This window comes from Arthrobacter sp. NyZ413 (assembly GCF_049390645.1).
GTDB lineage: Bacteria > Actinomycetota > Actinomycetes > Actinomycetales > Micrococcaceae > Arthrobacter.
Window position 1 is genome coordinate 3,221,062 of the sequence record NZ_CP155434.1, and the last position, 21,930, is coordinate 3,242,991.

Annotated in this window: 25 protein-coding genes and 1 tRNA gene; 13 read left to right on the plus strand and 13 right to left on the minus strand. The window is 63.2% G+C overall.

From position 1 onward, the window contains the following. Positions 1 to 12 precede the first annotated feature (12 nt). The 4 genes from uidA to ABCW42_RS15015 all read right to left on the minus strand — a co-directional run bounded on the left by uidA (position 13) and on the right by ABCW42_RS15015 (position 6,061). Complete coding sequence (uidA, locus tag ABCW42_RS15000; RefSeq protein WP_423181967.1) at positions 13 to 1,809, minus strand: beta-glucuronidase; 1,797 nt, start codon at positions 1,807 to 1,809, stop codon at positions 13 to 15. A 212-nt stretch (positions 1,810 to 2,021) separates the two neighbouring features. Then, positions 2,022 to 3,419, minus strand: a complete 1,398-nt coding sequence (locus ABCW42_RS15005) for a mannitol dehydrogenase family protein (protein WP_423181968.1) — start codon at positions 3,417 to 3,419, stop codon at positions 2,022 to 2,024. Continuing rightward, entirely contained in the window at positions 3,416 to 4,822 is a 1,407-nt protein-coding gene (uxaC, locus tag ABCW42_RS15010) for a glucuronate isomerase (protein ID WP_423181969.1), read from the minus strand. The genes ABCW42_RS15005 and uxaC overlap by 4 nt, the downstream gene beginning before the upstream one ends. 93 nt (positions 4,823 to 4,915) lie before the next feature. After that, complete coding sequence (locus tag ABCW42_RS15015) at positions 4,916 to 6,061, minus strand: LacI family DNA-binding transcriptional regulator (RefSeq protein ID WP_423181970.1); 1,146 nt, start codon at positions 6,059 to 6,061, stop codon at positions 4,916 to 4,918. Positions 6,062 to 6,189: 128 nt separating this feature from the next. Between ABCW42_RS15015 and ABCW42_RS15020 the strand changes: the two genes are divergently transcribed. The 4 genes from ABCW42_RS15020 to ABCW42_RS15035 all read left to right on the plus strand — a co-directional run bounded on the left by ABCW42_RS15020 (position 6,190) and on the right by ABCW42_RS15035 (position 8,908). Continuing rightward, positions 6,190 to 6,699 (plus strand): DUF2127 domain-containing protein, encoded by a 510-nt coding sequence (locus ABCW42_RS15020; RefSeq protein WP_423181971.1) that lies wholly within the window; start codon positions 6,190 to 6,192, stop codon positions 6,697 to 6,699. 114 nt (positions 6,700 to 6,813) lie between these two features. After that, positions 6,814 to 7,269 (plus strand): MarR family winged helix-turn-helix transcriptional regulator, encoded by a 456-nt coding sequence (locus tag ABCW42_RS15025; protein WP_423181972.1) that lies wholly within the window; start codon positions 6,814 to 6,816, stop codon positions 7,267 to 7,269. Then, the gene (locus ABCW42_RS15030) at positions 7,266 to 8,531 is read left to right on the plus strand and encodes an MFS transporter (RefSeq protein ID WP_423181973.1); all 1,266 of its coding nucleotides are present in this window, start codon (positions 7,266 to 7,268) and stop codon (positions 8,529 to 8,531) included. Before ABCW42_RS15025 ends, ABCW42_RS15030 begins: the two co-directional genes overlap by 4 nt. Positions 8,532 to 8,749: 218 nt before the next feature. Continuing rightward, entirely contained in the window at positions 8,750 to 8,908 is a 159-nt protein-coding gene (locus ABCW42_RS15035; RefSeq protein WP_423181974.1) for a hypothetical protein, read from the plus strand. On the opposite strand, the gene ABCW42_RS15040 is transcribed toward ABCW42_RS15035, so the two are convergent. After that, positions 8,905 to 9,183, minus strand: coding sequence for a YciI family protein (locus ABCW42_RS15040; RefSeq protein WP_423181975.1), 279 nt, complete (start codon positions 9,181 to 9,183; stop codon positions 8,905 to 8,907). The genes ABCW42_RS15035 and ABCW42_RS15040 overlap by 4 nt on opposite strands. Positions 9,184 to 9,278: 95 nt before the next feature. On the opposite strand from ABCW42_RS15040, the gene ABCW42_RS15045 reads away from it, so the two are divergent. Then, positions 9,279 to 9,845, plus strand: a complete 567-nt coding sequence (locus ABCW42_RS15045; protein WP_423181976.1) for a dihydrofolate reductase family protein — start codon at positions 9,279 to 9,281, stop codon at positions 9,843 to 9,845. Between the two features lie 56 nt (positions 9,846 to 9,901). Here the strand turns inward: ABCW42_RS15045 and ABCW42_RS15050 are convergent, their stop codons facing one another. After that, complete coding sequence (locus ABCW42_RS15050) at positions 9,902 to 10,327, minus strand: hypothetical protein (protein WP_423181977.1); 426 nt, start codon at positions 10,325 to 10,327, stop codon at positions 9,902 to 9,904. A gap of 471 nt (positions 10,328 to 10,798) precedes the next feature. Here ABCW42_RS15050 and ABCW42_RS15055 point away from each other — a divergent pair, with 471 nt between their 5' ends. After that, positions 10,799 to 11,569, plus strand: coding sequence for a hypothetical protein (locus ABCW42_RS15055; RefSeq protein ID WP_423181978.1), 771 nt, complete (start codon positions 10,799 to 10,801; stop codon positions 11,567 to 11,569). 132 nt (positions 11,570 to 11,701) lie between these two features. On the opposite strand, the gene ABCW42_RS15060 is transcribed toward ABCW42_RS15055, so the two are convergent. The 3 genes from ABCW42_RS15060 to ABCW42_RS15070 form a co-directional block, all read right to left on the minus strand. After that, positions 11,702 to 12,184: a GNAT family N-acetyltransferase gene (locus tag ABCW42_RS15060; protein ID WP_423184913.1), complete on the minus strand. Its 483-nt coding sequence runs from the start codon at positions 12,182 to 12,184 to the stop codon at positions 11,702 to 11,704. 32 nt (positions 12,185 to 12,216) lie between these two features. Beyond that, the gene (locus tag ABCW42_RS15065; RefSeq protein ID WP_423181979.1) at positions 12,217 to 12,567 is read right to left on the minus strand and encodes an ArsR/SmtB family transcription factor; all 351 of its coding nucleotides are present in this window, start codon (positions 12,565 to 12,567) and stop codon (positions 12,217 to 12,219) included. Between the two features lie 97 nt (positions 12,568 to 12,664). Continuing rightward, a complete protein-coding gene (locus ABCW42_RS15070) occupies positions 12,665 to 13,405 on the minus strand; it encodes an aquaporin (RefSeq protein WP_423181980.1) in 741 nt (246 codons plus the stop codon). Positions 13,406 to 13,451: 46 nt separating this feature from the next. Between ABCW42_RS15070 and ABCW42_RS15075 the strand changes: the two genes are divergently transcribed. Both ABCW42_RS15075 and ABCW42_RS15080 read left to right on the plus strand, forming a co-directional pair. Next, positions 13,452 to 14,126 carry a metalloregulator ArsR/SmtB family transcription factor gene (locus ABCW42_RS15075; RefSeq protein WP_423181981.1) on the plus strand — a complete coding sequence of 225 codons (675 nt, stop codon included), beginning with the start codon at positions 13,452 to 13,454 and terminating at the stop codon, positions 14,124 to 14,126. A gap of 109 nt (positions 14,127 to 14,235) precedes the next feature. Next, positions 14,236 to 14,658 (plus strand): arsenate reductase ArsC, encoded by a 423-nt coding sequence (locus ABCW42_RS15080; RefSeq protein ID WP_423181982.1) that lies wholly within the window; start codon positions 14,236 to 14,238, stop codon positions 14,656 to 14,658. 201 nt (positions 14,659 to 14,859) lie between these two features. On the opposite strand, the gene ABCW42_RS15085 is transcribed toward ABCW42_RS15080, so the two are convergent. Continuing rightward, positions 14,860 to 15,801, minus strand: a complete 942-nt coding sequence (locus ABCW42_RS15085; RefSeq protein WP_423181983.1) for a LysR family transcriptional regulator — start codon at positions 15,799 to 15,801, stop codon at positions 14,860 to 14,862. A gap of 122 nt (positions 15,802 to 15,923) precedes the next feature. Between ABCW42_RS15085 and ABCW42_RS15090 the strand changes: the two genes are divergently transcribed. From ABCW42_RS15090 to ABCW42_RS15110, 5 genes are all read left to right on the plus strand, one after another. Then, complete coding sequence (locus ABCW42_RS15090; RefSeq protein WP_423181984.1) at positions 15,924 to 16,916, plus strand: DUF1852 domain-containing protein; 993 nt, start codon at positions 15,924 to 15,926, stop codon at positions 16,914 to 16,916. Between the two features lie 20 nt (positions 16,917 to 16,936). Continuing rightward, complete coding sequence (locus ABCW42_RS15095; RefSeq protein WP_423181985.1) at positions 16,937 to 17,983, plus strand: methionine synthase; 1,047 nt, start codon at positions 16,937 to 16,939, stop codon at positions 17,981 to 17,983. 2 nt (positions 17,984 to 17,985) lie between these two features. Continuing rightward, positions 17,986 to 18,558 carry a flavin reductase family protein gene (locus ABCW42_RS15100; protein WP_423181986.1) on the plus strand — a complete coding sequence of 191 codons (573 nt, stop codon included), beginning with the start codon at positions 17,986 to 17,988 and terminating at the stop codon, positions 18,556 to 18,558. An 89-nt stretch (positions 18,559 to 18,647) separates the two neighbouring features. Then, entirely contained in the window at positions 18,648 to 18,797 is a 150-nt protein-coding gene (locus ABCW42_RS15105) for a hypothetical protein (protein WP_423181987.1), read from the plus strand. 69 nt (positions 18,798 to 18,866) lie between these two features. Next, positions 18,867 to 19,583, plus strand: a complete 717-nt coding sequence (locus tag ABCW42_RS15110) for a YoaK family protein (protein WP_423181988.1) — start codon at positions 18,867 to 18,869, stop codon at positions 19,581 to 19,583. A 431-nt stretch (positions 19,584 to 20,014) separates the two neighbouring features. Here ABCW42_RS15110 and ABCW42_RS15115 read toward each other — a convergent pair. The 3 genes from ABCW42_RS15115 to ABCW42_RS15125 form a co-directional block, all read right to left on the minus strand. Further along, positions 20,015 to 20,087 (minus strand) — tRNA-Ala (locus tag ABCW42_RS15115). Positions 20,088 to 20,117: 30 nt separating this feature from the next. Next, positions 20,118 to 20,876 carry an SDR family oxidoreductase gene (locus ABCW42_RS15120; protein ID WP_423181989.1) on the minus strand — a complete coding sequence of 253 codons (759 nt, stop codon included), beginning with the start codon at positions 20,874 to 20,876 and terminating at the stop codon, positions 20,118 to 20,120. 43 nt (positions 20,877 to 20,919) lie between these two features. Then, positions 20,920 to 21,669, minus strand: coding sequence for a hypothetical protein (locus ABCW42_RS15125; RefSeq protein WP_423181990.1), 750 nt, complete (start codon positions 21,667 to 21,669; stop codon positions 20,920 to 20,922). Positions 21,670 to 21,930: the final 261 nt, after the last annotated feature.

The window sequence follows — 21,930 nt, forward strand, 5'->3', positions numbered from 1 at the left end:
GATGAGATGGCGCTAGGCCTTTGGCTTGCGGTTGTTGAGGATGCTCCAGCGCGAACGCAGGGCGAAGGCGGCGGTTTTGGGCCGGCGGTCCCGGGTGAAGACGCCCTTCTTGTTGCCGTCCACGCGCATGATTCCGTTGGAGGTCTGGAAGTCGGCGAAATTCCACACTTGTTCGCCCACCATGGCATCCACGCGGTCAAAGACGCGGTGGTACATGTCCAGGAATCCAGCTTGGTATTCCTCGCTCCACGGTTGGGCGTAGAGGGAGTGGAGGCCAGGCATGGTGTCGGCGCCATATTCGGTCATGATCATGGGCTTGCCGTACTTCGTTTCCCAGGCGAGGAGTTCCTTTTTCAACGCCTGTTCGGCCGATTGCAGGTCACCGTTGTTCAGGTACCAGCCGTAGTAGCGGTTGAGCATGATGACATCGAAGAGATCGCCGATGAGTTCCTTGTCCGGCGTATCGAACATGACGTTGACGTACCCCACCGGACGGGTCGGGTCCAGTTCGCGCGCCAATTCGGCCAGGGGCTGGAAGTACTCGCGCGCCCCTTCCTCCGAGGCGTTGGGTTCGTTGGCGATGCTCCAGATGACGACTGAGGGATGGTTCTTGTCCCGGGCGACGATCTCCGAGATGGATTGGCGGTGGCTGGCGGCGGTATTGCCGTCGATTCCGCCGTCCACGTAGGTCTTTTCAGCGATCCCGCCAAACACAGCCCCGAATCCCAAATGCAGCCCCACAGCCGGAGTCTCGTTGATGACCACGATGCCATGGCGATCGGCGTATTCGAGGACTTCTTCGGCGTAGGGGTAGTGCGAGGTCCGGAAGGAGTTGGCGCCGGTCCACGCGAGCAGTTGGAAGTCGTTGACCATGTGGGCGTTGCTGTGGCCCTTGCCGATGGACGAGTGGTCCTCGTGCATGCCGAAGCCCGTGAAGTAGAACGGTTCTCCGTTGATCAGGAACTGCTTCCCTTTCACTTCAACGGTACGCACGCCGACCGGGAGGCTGTATTCGTCACGCAACGTTCCGCCGTCGTCGAGCACTTCCACGGTGAGCTCATACAGGTAGGCGGCGCCCGGTTGCCAGAGTACGACGCCGGGAATGGACAGCGTGCCGGAGGCACCTTCCGCGGTGGCGACCTCGACGCCGTCGGCGTCACGGAGCGACGCGCGTACCCTTCCTTCACCACGCACGACGGCGACATAGTCCACCGTGCCGGTCTCGCCGTCGTACCCGGTCACCACGGTGATGTCCTCAACGGCGGTCGCGGGAGTGCTGTAGAGCCAGACGCTCCGGTGCAGGCCCGCGTAGTTGTAGAAGTCGTGCAGGTAGGCCTGCTGGCGGCGGCCATCTTCGGTGACAACGATCTTGCCGGGCGGGATGGTTGCGCGCGTCAGTTCGTTGTTGACGGCGATGGTGAGGTGGAAGCTCCGGCCGGCCTCGACGAGGTCCGTGATGTCGGCGCTGAACGGCATGTATCCACCGACGTGTTGGGCGACGAGCTGGTCATTGACGTAAACCATGCCTTCGTGGGTGGCGGAGTCGAGGCGAATGTGGATCCGCTCCCCTGCCCAACCGCGCGGGACGCGGACTTCTCGCTGGTACCAGACATATCCGACGTGGTCGCGGATGGCCTGGTCGGCGAAGATGTCGTTGTAGCTCGCGGGGACGGCCATCTCGAGATCGCTGCGAAGCGGGCGCTTGAACCACTCTTCGGTGTGGCCGGAGCGGTGGACATCGACCTTGAACGCGTAGAGACCGTCGAGATTGACGAGCTCGCGCATGGAGTTGGCTTGGGGTTTCAGCATGGAAAAGTCCTAACGCATCGTCGCGGGCGGGACAGGGTTCCGGGGGAATCGTCCGGTTGAAGCTGTCCCTGGATTGTTGAAGCTTTATGTAATTCTAATCACCTCGGCAACGAATAGGCAATCGGTTGCCAAAAATCTCCACGCGAGTTTGTGTACACCTGATACCCCTTAAAACCGGTTTTAAGGGGTATCAGGTGTACACAAACTCGGAGTTAGTTGAGGTGGCCGGCGCTGTCGAAGCTCGTGGCGAGGCTTTCGACGAGGTCCACGACTGCGCGATCGGCAGCGAGGCCGGCATCAATGAGGGACAACAACGCCTCGATGCGGGCGCTGCCCTCCAGGAGATTGGCGGACGCAATGCCTGAAGCCTGCAGATCCTGGATTCCCGAGCCGGCGGCGGTATAAGCGGTCCACGCAGCGATCACGCGTGCGGTGGCCTCACCGCTTCGGCCGGCCGCTCTTTCAGCCCGGAGGACGGGCAGCGCGCGCATCCGTAGCTTGGTGGTCCCGTCCAGAGCGATCTGGGCCAAGTGGTGCTCGATCCGGGAGTTGCCGAATCGCTCCAGGAGGGCGGCGCGATACGCGGGGATTTCCAGGCCCTCACCGTGGAGGTGGGCGGCTGCCTCGTCCCAGAACGCTTCAACTGCTTCACGGCACGAGTCGTCGGCAAGGGCTTCGGCGACGGTTTTGTGGCCTCGTAACTGCCCGGCGTAGGCCAGGAGGGAATGTGCCCCGTTGAGAAGCCACAGTTTGCGGTTTTCGTAAGGTTCGATTTCGTCGACGAAAACAGCTCCGGCGTCTTCCCAGCGCGGGCGTCCGGCCGGGAAGTCGCCGCTGAGCACCCAGTTGCGGAACGGCTCCGCAACCACCGGCGCGTCGTCGCGGTATCCGCACGCAGCGGAAACGGCGTCGATATCGGCTTCGGTGGTACGCGGCGTGATGCGGTCCACGGACGTGCCGACGAAACCTACGTTGGCATCTATCCAGGCGGCGAGGCCGCCGTCGACCGCCTTTGCCATCCCTACGACGGCGTTCCTGGCGACGGTTCCGTTGTTGGCAAGATTGTCGCAGCACACGACGGCGAGGGGGCCAGCGTCGGCATCCCTGCGGGCGGCGAGGCCGAAGACCAAGCGGCCCAACGGCGTCGTGGGCGTCCTTGAACGGCCGATGAGTGCCGCGAGGTCGGCCGCCAGGACGGGCGCGTTCGCGTCGAGCTTGCCGTCGGCACCGAGACCGTAGGCGGCTTCCGTGATGGTCAGCGTTACCACCGAGGTGAGTGGCGCGGCGATGAGTCCGGCGAAGCGTGCGACGTCGGCGCCGTCAATTGCCTCGACCACGCTGCCGATCACCTCGAACGAGTCGCCTGCGTCGGACCGCTCCACCACCGTGAACAGCCCGTCTTGAGCCGCGAGGACGGTGGCGGCATCCGGCCGGCGGCCCGTGAAGGAGGCGATCCCCCACTCGGCCGCATCGCCCGCGTGCTGCGTGTACCAGGCTTGGTGGGAGCGGTGGAAAGCCCCCAAACCCAGGTGGACAATGCGGATCGGCGCCCTGCTGAACGGCTTGGTGACGCGGTTCAGTTGGGGAAGGATCCGTTGTTCGATGCTCACAGCTTGAATACCCTCCGCGGCGAGGAGTCGACGACGTCGACAATCACCTCGTGCGCGCGGTCTTCCGTGACGCGGTGCTCGGCGACGAGCCGGGCCAGGAAGGATGCTTCGATCCGACGGGATGCGTCATGCCGGGCAGGAATGGAGCAGAAAGCCCGCGTATCGTCGATGAAACCGGACGACCTTGAGAAGCCCGTTGTTTCCGTCACCGCGGAGCGGAATCGGAGCATGGCATCCGGGGCATCCAGGAACCACCACGGCGCGCCGAGGTACACCGAAGGATAGAAGCCAGCGAGCGGTGCGAGCTCGCGGGAAAAGACGGTCTCGTCCAAGGTGAACAGGACCAAGTGCAGGTTCTTGTCCGTGCCGAAGTCCTGCAGCAGCGGCCTGATTGCTTCGGTGTAATTTACGGCGAACGGAATATCGTGTCCGGTGTCAGCGCCGAAGGCCTCGAACGTGGGCTGGTGGTGGTTGCGGAACGAACCCGGGTGGATGGTCATGACCAGGCCGTCCTCCACGGACATCCGGGCCATCTGGTATATCATGTGCGCTTCGAAAGCGTCGCGGTCCGCTACCGTGGCCTTGCCTGCGCGGGCTCTTTCGAAGAGCGCCTCTGCTTCGGCGGCGTCGAGCTTGAGGGTGGCCGGCGTAGGGACGCCGTGGTCGGCGGAGACCGCGCCGTGTTCCACGAAATAACGACGGCGGTTTTCCAGGCCCGCGATGTAGCCGGCGTAACCGCTCGCGCCGTCCCCTGCGGTTTCGATCAACCTCCCGACCTTGGCGGCCCATTCCGGGTGCGCGATGTTCAAGTAGGCATCTGGCCGGAAGGTCGGCAGGACGCGTCCGTTGAACGTGGGATCGTCGGCGAGCGCCTTGTGGCTTGCCAGGTTGTCCAGGGGGTCGTCGGTAGTGGCGAGAACTTCGATGTTGAAGTCCTTGAACAACTGGCGAGGCCGGAAATCCGGTTCGACGAGTTTCGCGGCGATGGCGTCGTAGCTCGCGTCGGCGGACATCTCGCCAAGGTCGGCTCCGAGCTTGAACACGCTTTCGAACTGGGTCCGGAGCCAATAGCCGGAAGCTGTGCCTTCAAAGAGCGGCCAGGCCTCGACGAACGTCCGCCAAATCTCGCGGGATTCCGGCGAGTCGGGGCTGCCCGAGCGCAGCTTGTCGAGGGAGACACCGCTGGCATGGATCAGCCTGGTGACGTAATGGTCCGGGCTGACGAGGAGCGCAGCCGGGTCCGGGAACGGGGTGTTGTTTTCGATGACGGCGGCGTCAACATGGCCGTGGGGGGAAATGATGGGCAAGTCCTGGACGCGTTCAAGCAGGGAACGCGCGATGCTGCGTGTCCCGGGATCCGCGGGAAGGAGCCGGTCAGGGTTGGCTGCAATGGACTGTGACATGGATCAATCTTGAGTCCGGCTGACACAAACTGTCAACCGGTTGCCAAAAATTGCCGGTCCGTTGCATTGCGGTTCTTTCAGAGCTGTTCGCGCTTAGGCGAGGAGCCGTCCGCTGGAGCCTCGCACCACAAGTTCCGTGTCTACTTGGATAGCTCCGGACGGCCCTTCGTTGCCGTGGAGCATGTCCAGCAAGAGCGTGGCGGCACGGGAGCCGCACTCACCCAACGGCGAGCGCACAGTGGTGAGCGGCGGCGTCGTGAAGTCCGCCCCGAAGATGTCGTCGAAACCCACAATGCTGATCTGGTCCGGGACGTGAACTCCGGCGGCCTGCAGTTCCTGCATGAGTCCAATGGCGAGGAGGTCGTTGTAGGTGATGACCGCCGTCGCGCCGCTCTCCAGGATGTCCCTCGCAACGTAGCGGCCGCCGTCGACGGTCGGTTTGGTCGATTCCACACGAACCGCCCCGAGCTTCGACCATTCGGCGGCGGACTGGACGCCTTCCCAACGGCGGGCGGACATCCAGGACTGCGCCGGGCCGGCGACGTACGCGATCTGCTTGTGGCCGTTCGCCGCCAGGCTTCGCACCGCCTGCCCGATCCCCTTGGTGACGTCGGGAACGACGCACGGCACGCCGTCGACGTCCCGGTTGATGACAACCACGGGCTTGTCGGCGGCCAGTGCACGTATCTGTTCGTCGTCCATGCGGGGGCTCGCCAGGATCAGTCCGTCAACGGTGCTGAGCATCCGGCGCGAAGCCGTGACCTCGGTCTCCGCCGACTCCGCGGATTCGGCTAGCACCAAGGTGTAATCGCGGCTTGAACCCGTGGATTCCGCACCCCGGATGATGTCGAAGAACGTCGGATTGGTGATGTCGGCAACGATCAGGCCAAAGGTCTGGGTACGCCCCGTGGGAAGGGCCCTCGCGAACGGATTCACACGGTAGTTGAGCTGCTCGGCGGCGTCCTCAATGATCTTCTGCGTCTTGGCACTGACCCGTCCGGGCTTGCTCAAAGCCCGGGACACCGTTGAAGGATTGACCCCCGCGAGCTTCGCGATGTCATAGATGGTCGGCGAAGATTTATCGCCCCGGCCACGCCTTGGGGAGACGGTTGTTGCTCCGGAATTCGTCGCTTCAGTCACGGCTACATGGTAATCCGAGATGGCAACAAAGAGCAGGACGGTTGCCATGCCGGCCTCGCCGATTGACGCCCAGCCGGTAGGGTGAAGGTTCGGACGCATTTGGCGCCGCGCCACGGGCAAGGCGCTTTTCGCGCGGTGGCCGGACGTGGCGGCCGGGCGCGGCGGCCAGGCGCGGCGGCCAGGCGTGTCGGCCGGAAAGGCAGTGGCCGTCTCAAAGGAGGAATGTCATGGAACATATCTCGAACGGACAAACGGCGGAAAAGCGGACGGCACTCGACCGCACGTTTCGTATCAGCCTGGGCCTCAAAGGCCTCGATGGCGTGCTGGAACTCGTGGGCGGGGTCCTGTTGCTGTTCGTCTCGCCCCGGCAAATCGGTTCAATCGTCCACCTCTTGACGCAGCATGAACTCTCCGAGGATCCCCACGACCTCATCGCCAACGCCCTGGTCCATGCCACGGGGAATCTTTCGGCCTCAGCGTCGATCTTCGGGGCGATCTATCTGTTGCTTCATGGCATCGTGAAAGTCGTCCTCGTGTGGGCCCTCCTGAGGGACAAGCTGTGGGCCTATCCGTGGATGATTGCTTTCCTGTTGGTCTTCATTGCGTATCAGGTCTATAAGCTCCTGGTCTCCTTCTCATGGGGCCTGACGCTCCTGACGGCATTCGACATCTTAATCGTGTGGATCACGTGGCGTGAATTCCGGCGCCACAAGCCCAAGCCGTCGGTGGTTGCTTAGGGGTATTCCCAGGCCTGGTGGCTTTCCATCCGGATGGCTTTGGTGGATAATTGTTAGCATAGCTAATTAGTTCTGCTAAGAATCGACCCGGGGAGGCCCACAACGGCAACGCCAATGAGCCAAAAAGCGAAACAGGACAGCGGGGACCCGATCAATCCCGATACTCTCGCGATCGACCTTCGGACCGCCGTGATGCGGACGTCCCGGCGGCTGCGCGTGGAGGCCACCGGCGAGACCATTACGCCCGGGCAATACACGGTGCTCGCCCATCTTGACGGCGGCGGCCCCAGCACACCGCGGGAACTGGCCCAACGTGAACACGTCCAGGGGCCGTCAATGACCCGGATCATCAACGCCCTGGCCGAGCAGGACTTCGTTTCCCGGACAACCCACCCGGAGGACGGCCGGCAAATCAAGGTAGCCATCACCCCGGCGGGCAAAGCCGTCCTGGAACAGGCGCGCGGCCAGCGGACCGCCTGGCTGGCACAGCGGGTGGCCGGCCTGAGCCCGGAAGACAGGCTGATCCTCAGCCGCGCCGCGCACATCATGCAGGAGATGAGCGCCCAATGAGCTCCACCTTCAGGGCATTGAGGAATCCGAACTACAGGCTGTGGGCCAGCGGGGCCGTGGTCTCGAACATCGGGACCTGGATGCAGCGGGTGGCGCAGGACTGGCTTGTCCTGACGGTCCTGACGGACCATTCAGGCACGGCAGTCGGCATCACCACGGCCCTGCAGTTCCTTCCCATGCTCATGTTCGGTCCCTACGCCGGCGTGCTCGCCGACCGCCACCGCAAACGCGTGATCCTGCTATGGACCCAGTCGGCCATGGGAATATGCGGACTCGCCGTCGGGATCCTCGTGGTCACCGGTGCGGCGCAGCTCTGGCAGGTTTACGCCGCCGCGCTGTGCCTGGGACTGGCCAGCGCCTTTGACGGCCCGGCCCGCCAAGCCTTCGTCTCCGAACTCGTCGGAAAAGAAGACATCGCCAACGCAGTGTCGCTGAACTCCGCCTCCTTCAACACAGCCCGGCTCACCGGTCCGGCAATCGCGGGAGTGCTCATCGCATGGGCAGGAACAGGACCGGTTTTCCTGCTCAACGCCGCCAGTTTCGCCGCCGTCATCGTGTCACTGGTCAAGATCCAACCATCCGGGACCGTGTCAAAGCCATCAACCCAAAGCAAGCACCCGGTCATCGAGGGTCTTGGCTACGTGCGCCAACGTCCGGACCTGGTGATGATCCTTGTCCTCGTAGCCGTCCTCGGCGCCTTCGGCATGAACTTCCCGGTCACGAATGCCCTGATGTCCACGGCGGTATTCGGCATGGGTCCGGGTGAGTTCGGCCTATTGGGCTCGGTCATGGCCATCGGAACCCTTGCCGGTGCCTTGCTTGCCGCCCGCAGGTCCGCCCCACGCATGCGATACCTTCTCATGGGCGCCCTTGGCCTGGGAATCTTCACGCTGATCGGAAGCGTGTCACCATCTTTCTGGCTTTACGCGACGGTCCTGGTCCCGATAGGGCTCGCATCGATGACGTTCCTGAACAGCTGCAACACAAGCATCCAGCTGTCCGTCGATCCCCGGTTCCGCGGACGGGTGCTCGCGCTCTACCTGGCCACGCTCCAAGGCGGAACAGCTGTAGGAGCGCCGCTCATGGGCTGGATCGGCACCACCTTCGGAGCCCGCTGGTCAGTGGCCTCCGGCGGAGCAATCGTCCTCGCCGCCGGCGTAGTGGCACTATTCCTCGTTGCACGGCGCAGCCCCCTGACCTTGCGGCAGCACCTGCGCAGGCGCACTCGCGTGACCAGGGATCCCTCGGCGGCGTCCCGCTGAAAGAGCGCTGGCCCAACCCGGCCTATCAACGGATAGTTCGCGAGCAGGCCCGCCCGGGGACATCAGGGCGAACCCAGTGGAATCCCTGCCGTGGTTGATGGCGGTTTGCTGCTTTGCGTGCGTCGCATTCCTGGACGAGGGCGGGGTTGTGCTCTTCGAGCTGTGTGGTGCCGGCTTCGTCTTCGTTGAGGCAGCGGCCCTTTGGCCTAGCATCAGGCGTGTACACGAACACAACGCGCTTGGGCGCGGTGGCTTCGGGGCCGATCATCGCCCTGGGCTCCATCAGTCCTCTGGGATATCACGGGATCTTCGCCACCTGCGCAGGGCTGACCCTCGTCGCGGCGGTGATGCTGGTTCCGAACGGGCGAAAATCCTAATCGAAGTGGACGGCGTTCCACTCGAGAATGCGGGGGTCGGCAAGACCTTCGGTGACAAACGGATCGTGGGCGATGAAGCGCTCTGCGTCCTCGCGTGAGGTGAAAATCCCCATCGACCCTGCGGCCTGGTCCCCGTCCTGGAACGGCCCCAGTGCGACGAGGCCACCACCGGCAGCGCGGAACGCCTCGTAGTAGGCCTTGTGGCGAGGGTACGTTTCGAGGACACGCGAGCGGTCGACGCCCTCGCGCAGGGTGTACATCACAACGGACTCCATTCGCCAAACTCTACAACGGCCGCGTGGGTTGTAGTTGTCCTTCCGCGGAGCGAGGATGGGGGCACCACCCGGGATTCATGGACAAGGACGCGACAATGCCGGAACTCCTCATCGACTTCATCACTTCCCTCGACGGCTACGCGGCGGCTGAGGGTTGGCCGGGCTGGTGGGGGCTTGAAGGGCCCGAGTACCTGGGGTGGCTGGGAGAGGCCCCCGAAGCGGACTACACCGTGCTGATGGGCGCAACGACGTACCGTGTTATGTCAGGATTCTCGGCCGCCAGCGAGCCAGGTACGGAACCGCTGGCGGGCATGTCGAAGATCGTCTTCTCCAAGACACTGCGCGAACCCCTCGCGTGGGCGAACACGCAACTCGTCGCCCGGGACGCTGTTGAATCCGTGCGCGAGATGAAAGCAGGCGAGTCGAAATCCATGCGAACAATCGGCAGTCTCACCTTGTGCCGCTCGCTGCTGAATGCCGGTCTGGTGGATCGCTTCCGCGTGGTCGTCTTCCCCGTCATCACAGGGAGTACCGGCAGGGAGCGGATCTACGACGGCTACCCCGACGTTGCGCTCGACCTCATCAGCAGCCGCACCTTCGACGGACGCATCCAACTGCTTGAGTACGTTCCGACCGTTCTGTCCGGGCCGCCGCATTCGTAGACAGCTCGTTCGTAGACGGTTTGGACCGCGTCAGCCCATGTGTCAGGGCGCTTGGATTATTGGGTCCAAATGTTGCGAACGTCTTCCCGTGCGGTGACCAGCGGTGCCGTTTCGATGGTGATCGACCCTTCGCTGAGCTCCAGGGCGGGCCAGTCATAAACCAGACGCAAGGAACCGGCCTGCGGCGCCGGCCACAACCAGGCGTCGATGCGATAGTCGAAGTTGTCGGCGGAACCGCCGCCCCCGCATCCGCGCATGGTCAGCTGCGGACGATCCGGTTCCGCTCCGTCGAACGGATAGCGGCGTGACATGTCGTCGCCGATGACTTTCGATCCGTCAGGTAGTTCCACACCCACCCGGAGCGATCCGTCGGTGCCCCGTCTGCGGAACGGACGGTGCGGTTGAAGATTGTCCATCAGATCAATCCACTGATCATCCGTCATGTCTGCGAGACGGCTGGCGCGTACCGAGAGAGCGAACATGCAACCCGCCCGGTATACGTCGATGCGACGCAAGCATAAGGCCGCACCAAGCCGGCGAGCGAGAACTTTCGTTACCGCTACGGGAACAGGCAGCTCGTTCGACGGCGGTCTGACCCAGATCGGCGTTTCTACCTGAGTGGGACGCGGTTCTGCCGGCCTCTCAACCTCCGGAAAGAATGACATGGCACTCACTCTCCCACCGGTGGATGGACATGTCGATCCTGCCCTCAGGAAATCCTTGACCGGGCATCCGTTTAGTCTCCCGCCCCAATTATTTGAATTGACGGTACGGGTAGCGGGCACTCTAGTTAGGAAGCTAACTGATTGTTTACCGTGGCTTCCACTACGGCCGAAGTCCACAGAAATCGGAATTGGGCCCGGCCCCTCCCGACGGCGCCCGGGATCGCGGGTCCAGAATGCAGCTAGGCAGCATGATGGGGCGCTGTCCTTGAGTGGCAAGGAACGGCGTTCATGAAAGTGATACGTAACGCGAAGCGGGTGTCTGTCGTAGGTGGTGGAGTTGCAGTAGTTGCTTCCGGTCTAGGCCTGTGGCGATCCGCGGTGCTCTTGAACGAGCAAGAAATCGGTAGAGCAACGGCGCTAACTGCAATGTTGGCTGCCTGGGCTTTTATCCAAGGCTGGGTAATTTTGTTGTGGGACCGCAGGTCAACACCTACTGTTCTCATGCGGCTGCAGGCAGCAGATATCCTCGGGGTGATCCTGCCTGTGGCGGTCCTCGGGTCCTCCTTCGTGGCACTGCCCGAAGTCCGGGATCTTGCGAGTCCCCTTTTTTGGTTACTGATCCTGGCTTTCGGTTCCACATCACTGTCAGTGAAGCCAGCCGCGAGCGCTCCACTCTCAGAGATTCCGCCGCTGCACTCAATGGGCTTTTTGGATTGGGTGCGAATCCAGAACTTCGGCACCGGAAGTCTTTTCATCGCCGTGTTGTTCACGTTGATGTACCTGACTTCTCCTCTAAAGGTGGATGCCTGGACGCCCTTTGTCATCGCGATCGCGCTTGCCCAAGCGTACGTAAGCATTTGGCGGATAGTGGAACAGCATCAAATGTCCAAAGCAGGACTCCGCCTATCCGGCATGCAGATTACCTGGTTGCGGGCCATGCACGTAAACCAAGGAGAGGACGCTGCCGTCAAGGAATTGCGTCTCATGTATCCCAAGATCGGTACAAGCCATGCCGTGAGAGTCATCGAAAATCTCTATCGGACTCAGGAAGAACACTAATGCGAATTTTCTCCAAGAGACTGGTCCCGGCGCTACCGGGTTTCGCGGCTTGTGCACATGGTGCGCGCGACTACTTTGGTTCCTGACGATCCCATTGACATACAAAATGGCCAGAAAAGGGCGCTGTCGGCGTCAGACGCGGGCCGAGCGGCGTTCAAGCAACAAGGTGTCGCGCCACTGGCCTGCAGCCGGCCCATAGCTCATTCGCGCGATCCGTTCGCGGCGCCCGACGATCGTGAAGCCGTTGGCCTGGTGCAGGCGGAGGCTGGCCTGGTTTTCAGGGAAGATGCTGGACTGGATAGTCCAGATTCCGTGCTGCTCAGTCGATGCTGCCAGTGCCCGCAGCAAACTGCCTCCGACGCCCTGGCCGCGGGCCGAACCCGCGACATACACGGAGTGTTCAACCACACCGGCATAGACGGCACGGGACGATACCGGGGAAACAGCCGTCCAGCCCAACACCCGGCCGGAAACTACCGCCACGAAGCGGTGATCGGCCAGCCTGGAGGAATCGAATTGTTCCCAGTCCGGGGCTGATGCTTCAAAAGTGGCCTGACCGGTCTCGATTCCTTCCGCGTATATCGCCTGCACCGCGGGCCAGTCCTCGGGCAGCATCGCCCGGACCAACACGTCCGCGGTTGCGCCGGTCACAGGCTGCCCAGAAGACCGGCGGCCCGTTCGAGGGCTCCGGGCATCAAGGAGTAGTAAGCCCAGGTGCCGCGCTTTTCCCGGTGCAGCAACCCGGCATCAACCAGGATTTCCAGGTGGTGGGACAACGTAGGCTGGCTAAGATCCAAGGGGTCGATGAGACCGCATGCGCAGGTCTCGCCGGAAGATTCGGCCTTGATGATTGATAGCAGCCGAAGCCGGTTCGGGTCCGCCAGTGCCTTGAAGACCAGGGCGCTCCGCTTCGCGTGTTCGGCGCCCATGGCCGGCCGCGAGGCGGGGGTGCAGCGGGTTTCGTCCGTCACTGGTTCGAGTATGGGCAACGCGTTCATCCACCCATTGTGCCCAAATATTGACTGCCATCAATATTTGGCATGGCTCAGGAGCGCCATCCACCGCTCAAGCCGCGCCGCATGAGCGAGGCGACATCTAGGCGCCCGTCTTTTCCAGGGAGTGCGGGAGGACGACGTCGTCCGCGCTGCGTGCCGCCGCGGGGAACAGCACAGCGAGCAGACCCAGCCCCAGCACGGCGCCGATCAGCTGCGCCACAACGAAACCAGGAACAGAGCCCGGAGCGATGCCGGCGAAGGTGTCACTGAAGATCCGCCCCACCGTCACGGCAGGGTTCGCGAACGACGTCGAGGACGTGAACCAGTACGCGGCGCCGATATAGGCGCCCACCGCGGGTGCCGCGAGGGCGCCCCGCTTGGTGACTGCGAGGGCGAAGATCAGCACGATCAGCCCGGCTGTGGCGACGACCTCGCCCAGCAGGTGCCCGCCGGTGGCGCGGTCCTTCACCGAAACTGACGTCCCGACGTCGAACATGGCGTTGGCGAGGACGCTGCCGCCGATCGCGCCGACAACCTGGGCGACCACGTAGGTGCCCAGTTCCGCCAGGGTCAGGCCGGTACGGCTGCGCCTGCCGAGGAACCAGTCGGCGGCGGAGACCACCGGGTTGAAGTGCGCGCCGCTCACGGGCCCGAAGACGAGGATCAGCACCGTCAGGCCCAGCACCGTGGCGGTGCTGTTCTCCAGCAACTGCAGGCCGACATCGTTCGGGGAGAGCCGCTGCGCGGCGATCCCGGAGCCGACGACAATCGAAACAAGCAGGCAGGTTCCAAGCAGTTCGGCGACGGCGCGGCGCCACAGCGGCGGCTGGAGTGAAGTCATGGAAACCAGCTTGACCGATTAAAGTAACTCAGTCAAAATTGAACCAATGAATATTGAGCTAACTGATGCTTTCCGGGCGCGGGTCGCCAAGCATGCCGCCCTCGCCGATCCCGCGCGGCTGCGGATCGTGGACCTGCTAACCCTGGGCGACCTGTCCCCGACGGAACTGCAGTCCGAGCTCGGGATGCCTTCGAACCTGCTTTCCCACCACCTGCGCACCCTGGAAGACGCCGGCCTGGCTGCGCGCCACCGCTCGGAAGCCGACAAACGCCGCAGCTATTTCCAGCTCGCCCCCGGCGCGCTCGACGGGCTGGCTCCCGGGCGCGAACACGGCGCGGGCCGCCTCCTGTTCGTCTGCACGCGCAACAGCGCCCGCTCCCAGCTCGCCACCGCGCTCTGGCAACAGGCCAGCGACATCCCCGCGGCATCGGCGGGCACGCACCCCGCCGAGCGCATCGCCCAGGGAGCCATCGACGTCGCACGCCGTTACGGTCTGGACCTCGCGGGCCTGACCCCGCACCCGTTGGAGGAGGTGGCGCGCGAGGAAGACCTCATCGTCACCGTCTGCGACAACGCCCATGAGGAACTCCCCGGTCTTCGCGGCATCCACTGGTCCATCCCGGACCCCCTCCGCCTGAACACCCGGGAGGCCTTCGAGAACGCCTTCACCGAGATCAACCGCCGCATCAATGACCTCGCACCCCGCCTCCACGCGGCCTGAACCCGACGCCGGGCATATATTGACAGTCATCAATATCTAGGCGGTGCGGCACGATGACCTCAAACCAGACCGAATCCCACCATCCACGCTGATCCGAGGAGAGAAACCCGTGAGCACCGAAACCGCCAAGAAGCCTTCCGTCCTGTTCGTCTGCGTGCACAACGCCGGCCGTTCCCAGATGGCGGCTGCGTTCCTGACCACGCTATCCGAGGGGGCCATCGAGGTCCGCTCCGCCGGTTCCCAGCCCGCGGACAAGGTCAACCCCGCAGCGGTGGAGGCCATGTCCGAGCTGGGCATCGACATGTCCGCCGAGATCCCGAAGGTCCTCACCACCGAGGCCGTCCAGGATTCCGACGTCGTGATCACCATGGGCTGCGGCGACGAGTGCCCGTACTTCCCCGGCAAGCGCTACGAGGACTGGGTCCTCGAAGACCCCGCCGGACAGGGCCTCGAAGCCGTCCGCCCCATCCGCGACGAGATCAAGACCCGCATCGAGGGCCTCATCGAGTCGCTGATCCCGGCCGCCAAATAGCCCTCCAGCGCCCTGAGTCCCAGGAAAGAGTCCTTCGTGAGCACCGACGCAGTTTACAGCGGGTGGTCACCGGAGCCGGTAATACCCACTGAGCACCTGCCCTGGTCCTAAGCACCTGCCGTGATCCTGGCGACCGGTTCGACCTGCAAGGAGCTCGGCTCCAATCACCGAAAGGGTAAAGACCCGCCCGCTCAACTGCAGTCAGTCGAGTAGCGCTACGCCGAACTCAGCGACGACGGCCCGCAATTCCCTGAGGTAGCGCTGCGCTTGGTCGGTGAGCGGAATCGCGGCGTAACCGATCCAGCCGATCTCGATGCGTTCGTCAACGTCGAGCGGGATGGCGACGATCTCCGGGTCGAGCTGCCCGCTGATGATGCCCGTCGAGATCGTATAGCCGTGGAGCCCGATCATAAGGTTGAAGATCGTCGCACGGTCAGAGACCCGGATCTCCCGCTTACTGGACAAGGTGGAGAGAATCTCCTCGGCGAAGTAAAAAGAGTTGTTCGCACCTTGATCGAAGGTTAGCCGCGGCAAGCCGGCGAGATCGGCGAGAGTCGCACGCTCTTTTGAGGCGAGCGGGTTGTTCCGTGAAATGAATATGTGCGGATCGGCAAGGAAAAGCGGACTGAACGCGAGCCCGGATTCCCGGAGCAGCTTGTCGATGACCTTCCGGTTGAAATCGTTACGGTAGAGGATGCCTATCTCGCTGCGGAGCGTCCGGACATCCTCGATGATGTCCCAGGTGCGGGACTCACGGAGCGAGAACTCGTATTCGGCCACCTCAGTGGTCTTGACCATCCGGACGAAGGCGTCCACCGCGAACGAGTAGTGCTGCGTTGACACCCCGAGCAGACGTCGCGTCGGTGGCCTACCAAGGTAGCGCTGCTCAAGGAGGGCGAACTGCTCGACGACCTGCCTCGCGTAGCCGAGGAACTCTGCCCCGTCGGCGGTGAGGGTGACCCCGCGGGCGGAGCGAACCAGGAGCGCACGGCCCACCCGGGCCTCAAGGTCCTTCATCGCTGCGGACATTGTCGGCTGCGCTACGTAGAGAAGATCGGCAGCCGCCGAGATTGACCCCTCAGCTGCAACTTCTATGAAGTAGCGGAGCTGCTGCAGGGTCAGTCCGCTCGAAAGCTGTGCCATAGGAAAATTCTATATCAATGCATAGTAACGCCTAGTTACTCGATAGCCCCGGAAGGTTGCAACATGGATACATCCCCTTCTGAAAGGCCGTCTCCGGCCCATCATCAACGGATTGGCAGCGCATGGCAGACGATTTCACCTTCAGCATCACCACTACCCGCTTCGACGAGGACTACTCCCCGTCGGAAGGCTCCCGGATCACGACGAATTTCGCCAACCTCGCACGGGGCGAGCACCGCCAGGAGAACCTCCGCAACGCCTTGACCATGATGCGGCGCCGCTTCAACGATCTCGCAGACTGGGACAACCCGGACCGGGACCGCTACACGCTCGAGCTTGAGATCGTCTCCGTGCAGATACAGCTCACCGCGGAAGGCACGGATCGGCAGTTCCCACTGTTCGAGGTTCTCGACATCCAGATCGTCGACCAGCGGAACGGGGTCCGCCACCAAGGGATCGTGGGGAACAACTTCTCCTCCTACGTCCGTGACTTCGACTTCAGCGTAGTACTGCCAGCGGCAGCAGGGGACTCAGGCAAGCCCACCGTTCCCGAGGACTTCGGCGATCTTCACGGCAAACTGTTCCAGCACTTCCTCGATTCCCCGGAATGCCAGGAACGCTTCCCGCAGCCGCCAGTGGTCTGCATCAGCGTCTCCACGAGCAAGACGTACCGACGAACCGGGAACCGTCACCCGGTCTTGGGCGTCGAGTACCAGCAGGACGAGTTCTCGCTGACGGACGCGTACTTCGGAAAGATGGGGCTGCAGGTCCGCTACTTCATGCCACGGGGCAGCGTTGCGCCGCTCGCATTCTATTTCCGCGGCGACCTGCTCAACGACTACTCCAACCTGCAGCTCATCGGCACGATCAGCACAATGGAGACGTTCCAGAAGATCTACCGCCCGGAGATCTACAACGCGAACTCCGCCGCGACCCCCGTCTACCAGCCGAGCCTGGGAGAGCAGGATTACTCGCGGACCCAGATCGCTTACGACCGCGTCGAGCGCGGTCAGCTCGCGATCACGCAGGCGAAGTACACGGAGGAGCACTTCATCACGCCCCACAAGGATCTGTTGGACCAGTGGACCGCCAACTACCCCGCTCTCGTCAACTGACCCACGGAGAATCGTCAATCATGAACACACTTTTGCCCACCACCGTTGTCGGAAGCCTGCCGAAACCATCGTGGCTCGCACAGCCGGAGACTCTCTGGTCCCCGTGGAAGCTGGAGGGAGATGCGCTGCTTGAGGGCAAGCAGGATGCGCTGCGCATCGCAATCCACGAGCAGAGCCGACGCGGCATCGACATCGTCAGTGACGGCGAGCAAACCCGCCAGCACTTCGTCACGACCTTCATCGAGCATCTCAGCGGGGTCGACTTTGAACAGCGCAAGACCGTGCGCATCCGCGACCGCTACGACGCGAGTGTACCGACCGTCGTCGGAGCGGTGCGCCGCGAGCGGCCGGTATTCGTGGAAGACGCAAAGTTCCTCCGCGCAGCCACCGACCGGCCGATCAAATGGACTCTTCCCGGTCCAATGACGATGGTGGACACGCTCTACGATGACCACTACAAGAGCCGCGAGAAGCTGGCATGGGAGTTCGCCGCGATCCTGAACCAGGAGGCGAAAGAACTAGAGGCGGCCGGCGTGGACATCATCCAGTTCGACGAGCCCGCGTTCAATGTCTTCCTCGATGAGGTCAAGGACTGGGGCGTGGCGGCGCTTGAGAGAGCGGCAGAAGGACTGCGTGCGGAGACCGCCGTGCATATCTGCTACGGCTACGGGATCAAAGCGAATACTGACTGGAAGGCGACGCTCGGCCCACAGTGGCGGCAGTACGAGGAATCGTTCCCGCTGCTGCAGAGATCCAGCATCGACATCATCTCGCTGGAAAGCCGGAACTCCCACGTGCCCATGGACCTCATCGAGCTCCTCCGAGGCAAGAAAGTCATGCTCGGGGCAATCGATGTCGCAAGCGAGACCATCGAGACCCCGGAGGAGGTCGCCGACACCCTCCGGAAGGCCCTGCAGTTCGTCGATGCGGACAAGCTCATCCCCAGCTCTAACTGCGGCATGGCACCGTTCCCCCGGGACGTCGCACTGGCCAAGCTGAGTGCTCTCAGCGCAGGGACGAACATTGTTCGCGAGGAACTCGCCCGCTCCGCCCCCAGGGTGTCATAACGATGTTTCACGCCTACCCCGCAGACACCTGGCTCGAGGCTCCGAAGAAAAGCTTCCCGTCCTCCCTCTCGGCCGAGGACTTCAAGGCACTGTTCCGTGGCCACCCGGGAGGTGTCGCCGTCATCACGGCGGATGCCGGCGAAGGACCGGTGGCACTGACGGTATCGTCGGTCGTGTCAGTGAGTGCGGAACCTCCGTTGCTGATTTTCTCGGTCTCGGCACTGTCCTCTGCGTCCGAGGTGCTTTCGCGCGCCCAAACCGTCGTCGTGCACTTGCTGGACGCGCACGACGTCGACTTGGCGAAGTTTGGGGCTACCCCCGGCGTCGACCGCTTTGACCACACGCACCTCTGGTCGCCCCTTGCAACCGGCGAAGCGGTGTATAACGATGTCCGCGCCTGGGTGCGCTGCGCCGTCATCAATCGCATGGAGGTGGGGACCTCCACAATCATCGCCGTTCACGCCCTAGAGTCCCGCGTGATGCGTGACGTCCAAGCGGGCGAACCCGGCGACGCTCTGGTCTACCACAACCGTTCATGGCACCGTCTGGGCGAGCATTCCAAGCTTGAAGGCTGAGCGCCGCGCCAACAATGCGCGGCAGGAAGCCGAGCGGCTCACGAAGGCAGAAGCATAGCTCCCGCCTTCCGCGCTTCGTGGTTGGCGGCATGGACGCACAGACGGCCAACGGGCACATCCTTGCCGAGGGCCTGATTGACGATGACACCCTTGTCCAGTTGGGCGAGACAACGTTCACGATCTTGAACGGCAAGGGCCGGGACGACGGCGTCGCCGTAGTTGCCAGCCAGTCCATCTAAAACCACCAACAAGCATGTCCGAGGGGTGGTCACACAGACCGCCCCTCACGATGAAGGATCCCTTAGACCATGACATCAGCCGTAGCCAGCTCAGGAACCATAACCGCCTCTACCCCACAAGAAAATGCGTCGTCTCCCGAAAAGTTCCGACTGCTGCTGATGATGGCCCTCACGCTCGTTACAGGTGTGGTTGACGCGGTCGGCTACCTTGGACTTGATCACGTCTTCACCGGAAACATGACCGGCAACGTGGTGATTCTTGCGATGGCGTTGGCCGGGGCGGCGAACCTGCCAACTTTGGGCCCACTGGTAGCACTGGGCGCCTTTCTCCTCGGCGCGGCGGTTGCCGGATTTACGCTCCAGTCAAGCCCGAAAGGCTGGAACCGCAGGGTCACGCTCCTTCTCACAGCGGGTTGTATCGCGTTGACGGGAACCGCCGCCATCTCTCTCATCGTGGAAGACGTCGGCCGGCAGTCCATTGGTGTCTTTGTTGTCGCCGTTATCGCCATGCACATGGGCTCCCAGGCCCTGATTGCGCGGCATTTGGGCGTACGAGACATGACCACAGTGGTCATTACTTCCACCATGACTTCCCTCGCCGGAGAGTCACTTGTGGGCAAGCAACGGCCCCGGTTACTCAACCGACGGCTGGGCGCTGTCCTCGCTATGTTCGCCGGGGCCGTCATCGGAGTACTCCTGCTCCGGATCCATCTCAGCGTCCCGATCGGCCTCGGCATCGCCATCACCGCTGCTGTAACGGTCCTGGGGAGTCGCCGCTGGCATTGATGCGGTACATCCCACCGGCTATACCGCACCACGGAGCGCGGACGATCGGGGAATCGATCACAGCTTCCCCGACATGTGTCCAGGTGGCCGGCGCCGAACGCTTGTTGTCAAAAGCGCCGTTCTTCGGTCAGGTCCCGTTCTGATCCGACGCATCCAAAGCGGTCCTTTGGACTTGCAACGATCGCTGAATTCCGCCGCCGTCACAATGGCTCAGTTTTCGACCGTCACCGACAGTTCCACAGATTCGCTCTCCGCCGCCTTCGGGAGACCGCCCCGAATCACCCGGCAGGGGCCGCAACACACGGCCAAACGCTCCGCGCTAGGCGCGCGTTTTCGTCCCAAAACGTGGGTTTCCGTGTGGCGGGTTCAACTCTAACCACGAAAAAAGACCCTCCCACCCAACGTTTCCGCAGGTCAGAGGGCCTTCACTGTGGAGCTAAGGAGATTCGAACTCCTGACCTCTTCGATGCGAACGAAGCGCTCTACCAACTGAGCTATAGCCCCTGGTCAACGTGTGTTGCCAACTTCCCTAGGCTACAAACTTTTCTCGCTCTTCGCCAACCAGGACTCGAACGTGTCGCTTCCGGCCCTCTGTTCCGGGATGACGTTCAGTCCGCTCCGTAGATATTTCCCCATCGCTCCGGGCAACGGGAACTCCACGATGCGCCCGGGATGCCCCGTCCTCAGCCAGATTTCGGCCATCTGGCGCATTGTCAGGATCTCCGGGCCACCGATGGTCCGCTTGCGGTGCTGGACCTCGGATGGCTCCCCCAGCGCCTCTTCGAGCAACACTGCCGCGACGTCAGCCGGCGCAATCGTCTGGAAGCGGGCCCCCTTGAAGACAGGAACCAGTCGCAGCTTTTCACCGGCCCGGAAAATGGCGGCTACCAGGCTGTGGAACTGCGTTGCCCTGACCACCACGGTTTCGCGGGACGAAGCTTCGTACACCCGCTCCTTGTCCGCCTTCGAGACATAAAAGGCGGCTTCGCTCTCATCGCAATTAATGATGGAGAGGAGCACCGCCCGTCCGACTCCGGCGCTGGCGGACGCGGCAAGAAGCCGTGCACCGCCGTCGGAATATTTCCGTCTCGCCTTGCCGGTGCGCCCCTCAAGGCAGTCGATCACGACGTCGGCGCCCTGCAAGGCGTCCAGCAAGCCGTCGCCCGTGGTGACATCGGCTTGAAAGTAGCGCGCGCCGTCGTGACCGGTTGAGGTGCCCGACGGCGGTCGGCGGCTGAGCACCGAGACGTCGAGTCCGGCGTCGAGCGCCAAACGGACTACTTCCCGGCCCACCTGACCGGTTCCACCCGCAACGCAGACCCGTGTCATCCGGGGCTTACGCCCGGCGCCGCTGCAGGACGTCGTCGAGGTTGCTCAAAGCGCTCTGCGCCTTGCTGTGCTGCGTGTGGGCTGCTGGAGCCGCGACCGCTGCGCCGGCCTGCTTCAGGGTCGGCTTCCCAACCGGCTTAGGCGCCTCGGGCAGGGCGAGGGGTTCCGGCGCGGGCCGGGGGGCCTTGGCCGCGTCAACGTAAGTAGGCTTGGGAACGTCCACCGGCTCCCAAGAGGACGGCTTGACGTCGGCCGCGAACTGCGCGGATTCGTCACCCGCGGCCACGGCCACTTTGAGTGCTGCCTGGCGAAGTTCGACGGCGGTCAGCCGCTTGGCGGCGCGCGCCTCGGCCTCCGCGTCGAACACCTTGGTTTGCGGCCGATCAACTTCCCCGGGTTCCGGAGCAGCGCTGTCTGCACGATGCACGGCAGGTGCAGCGGCGACCGGTGCCATTGCCGAGCGGAAGGCTGCATCCACCTTGGCCCTACGGTCTCTGATGGCAAGGCGGCGAAGGAAGAACACACTCCCGAACGCACCGATCGCAGCGATCACCGGCAACCAACCAGAAACGAGGTCCAAGACCCTAAGCACCCCGGTCACAACAGCGGTCAGCAGCAGGAAGAGCCCCGCCAGAGCTAACGCACAGCGCCCATATCTGACCTTGAAGACCACGGCATTCGTCGCAGCGTCACGTCGTTCGCCGGAGGCGGCGGTTCCCGTGGGCAATGCGGTTACGTTGCTCTGCATGGTTTCCATTGCTTTCTCCTGCCGGGGAACGATTGACAAAACCACCCCGGCTTGCGGTTCGTGAGCGTTATCTTCACTGTCGTCTATCAGCGCTTCACCGGCTACCACGAACTGTTGGCGTCGGTTTTGCAACATGTATGGCGCCACCCAAAAAATCCACAGCGCGACAGCAATGACCAGTACCACCGAGCTGCTGAGAGGGAAGTCCACATTCAAAACCGTAGAAGGAAATATGCAGGGGCCACCGCATTGCCATCGGTGTGTCGTGGG

What these genes read in the sequence shown, in the direction of transcription:
- ABCW42_RS15065 (WP_423181979.1), bottom strand. Translation starts at nt 12,567, where the DNA reads ATGAACGCGTTGCCCATACTCGAACCAGTGACGGACGAAACCCGCTGC.
- ABCW42_RS15060 (WP_423184913.1), bottom strand. Translation starts at nt 12,184, where the DNA reads ATGCTGCCCGAGGACTGGCCCGCGGTGCAGGCGATATACGCGGAAGGA.
- ABCW42_RS15125 (WP_423181990.1), bottom strand. Translation starts at nt 21,669, where the DNA reads ATGGAAACCATGCAGAGCAACGTAACCGCATTGCCCACGGGAACCGCC.
- ABCW42_RS15015 (WP_423181970.1), bottom strand. Translation starts at nt 6,061, where the DNA reads ATGCGTCCGAACCTTCACCCTACCGGCTGGGCGTCAATCGGCGAGGCC.
- ABCW42_RS15100 (WP_423181986.1), top strand. Translation starts at nt 17,986, where the DNA reads ATGTTTCACGCCTACCCCGCAGACACCTGGCTCGAGGCTCCGAAGAAA.
- uidA (WP_423181967.1), bottom strand. Translation starts at nt 1,809, where the DNA reads ATGCTGAAACCCCAAGCCAACTCCATGCGCGAGCTCGTCAATCTCGAC.
- ABCW42_RS15085 (WP_423181983.1), bottom strand. Translation starts at nt 15,801, where the DNA reads ATGGCACAGCTTTCGAGCGGACTGACCCTGCAGCAGCTCCGCTACTTC.
- ABCW42_RS15030 (WP_423181973.1), top strand. Translation starts at nt 7,266, where the DNA reads ATGAGCTCCACCTTCAGGGCATTGAGGAATCCGAACTACAGGCTGTGG.
- ABCW42_RS15075 (WP_423181981.1), top strand. Translation starts at nt 13,452, where the DNA reads ATGAATATTGAGCTAACTGATGCTTTCCGGGCGCGGGTCGCCAAGCAT.
- ABCW42_RS15095 (WP_423181985.1), top strand. Translation starts at nt 16,937, where the DNA reads ATGAACACACTTTTGCCCACCACCGTTGTCGGAAGCCTGCCGAAACCA.
- ABCW42_RS15050 (WP_423181977.1), bottom strand. Translation starts at nt 10,327, where the DNA reads ATGTTCGCTCTCTCGGTACGCGCCAGCCGTCTCGCAGACATGACGGAT.
- ABCW42_RS15070 (WP_423181980.1), bottom strand. Translation starts at nt 13,405, where the DNA reads ATGACTTCACTCCAGCCGCCGCTGTGGCGCCGCGCCGTCGCCGAACTG.
- ABCW42_RS15090 (WP_423181984.1), top strand. Translation starts at nt 15,924, where the DNA reads ATGGCAGACGATTTCACCTTCAGCATCACCACTACCCGCTTCGACGAG.
- ABCW42_RS15055 (WP_423181978.1), top strand. Translation starts at nt 10,799, where the DNA reads ATGAAAGTGATACGTAACGCGAAGCGGGTGTCTGTCGTAGGTGGTGGA.
- ABCW42_RS15025 (WP_423181972.1), top strand. Translation starts at nt 6,814, where the DNA reads ATGAGCCAAAAAGCGAAACAGGACAGCGGGGACCCGATCAATCCCGAT.
- ABCW42_RS15105 (WP_423181987.1), top strand. Translation starts at nt 18,648, where the DNA reads ATGGACGCACAGACGGCCAACGGGCACATCCTTGCCGAGGGCCTGATT.
- ABCW42_RS15045 (WP_423181976.1), top strand. Translation starts at nt 9,279, where the DNA reads ATGCCGGAACTCCTCATCGACTTCATCACTTCCCTCGACGGCTACGCG.
- ABCW42_RS15110 (WP_423181988.1), top strand. Translation starts at nt 18,867, where the DNA reads ATGACATCAGCCGTAGCCAGCTCAGGAACCATAACCGCCTCTACCCCA.
- ABCW42_RS15020 (WP_423181971.1), top strand. Translation starts at nt 6,190, where the DNA reads ATGGAACATATCTCGAACGGACAAACGGCGGAAAAGCGGACGGCACTC.
- uxaC (WP_423181969.1), bottom strand. Translation starts at nt 4,822, where the DNA reads ATGTCACAGTCCATTGCAGCCAACCCTGACCGGCTCCTTCCCGCGGAT.
- ABCW42_RS15040 (WP_423181975.1), bottom strand. Translation starts at nt 9,183, where the DNA reads ATGGAGTCCGTTGTGATGTACACCCTGCGCGAGGGCGTCGACCGCTCG.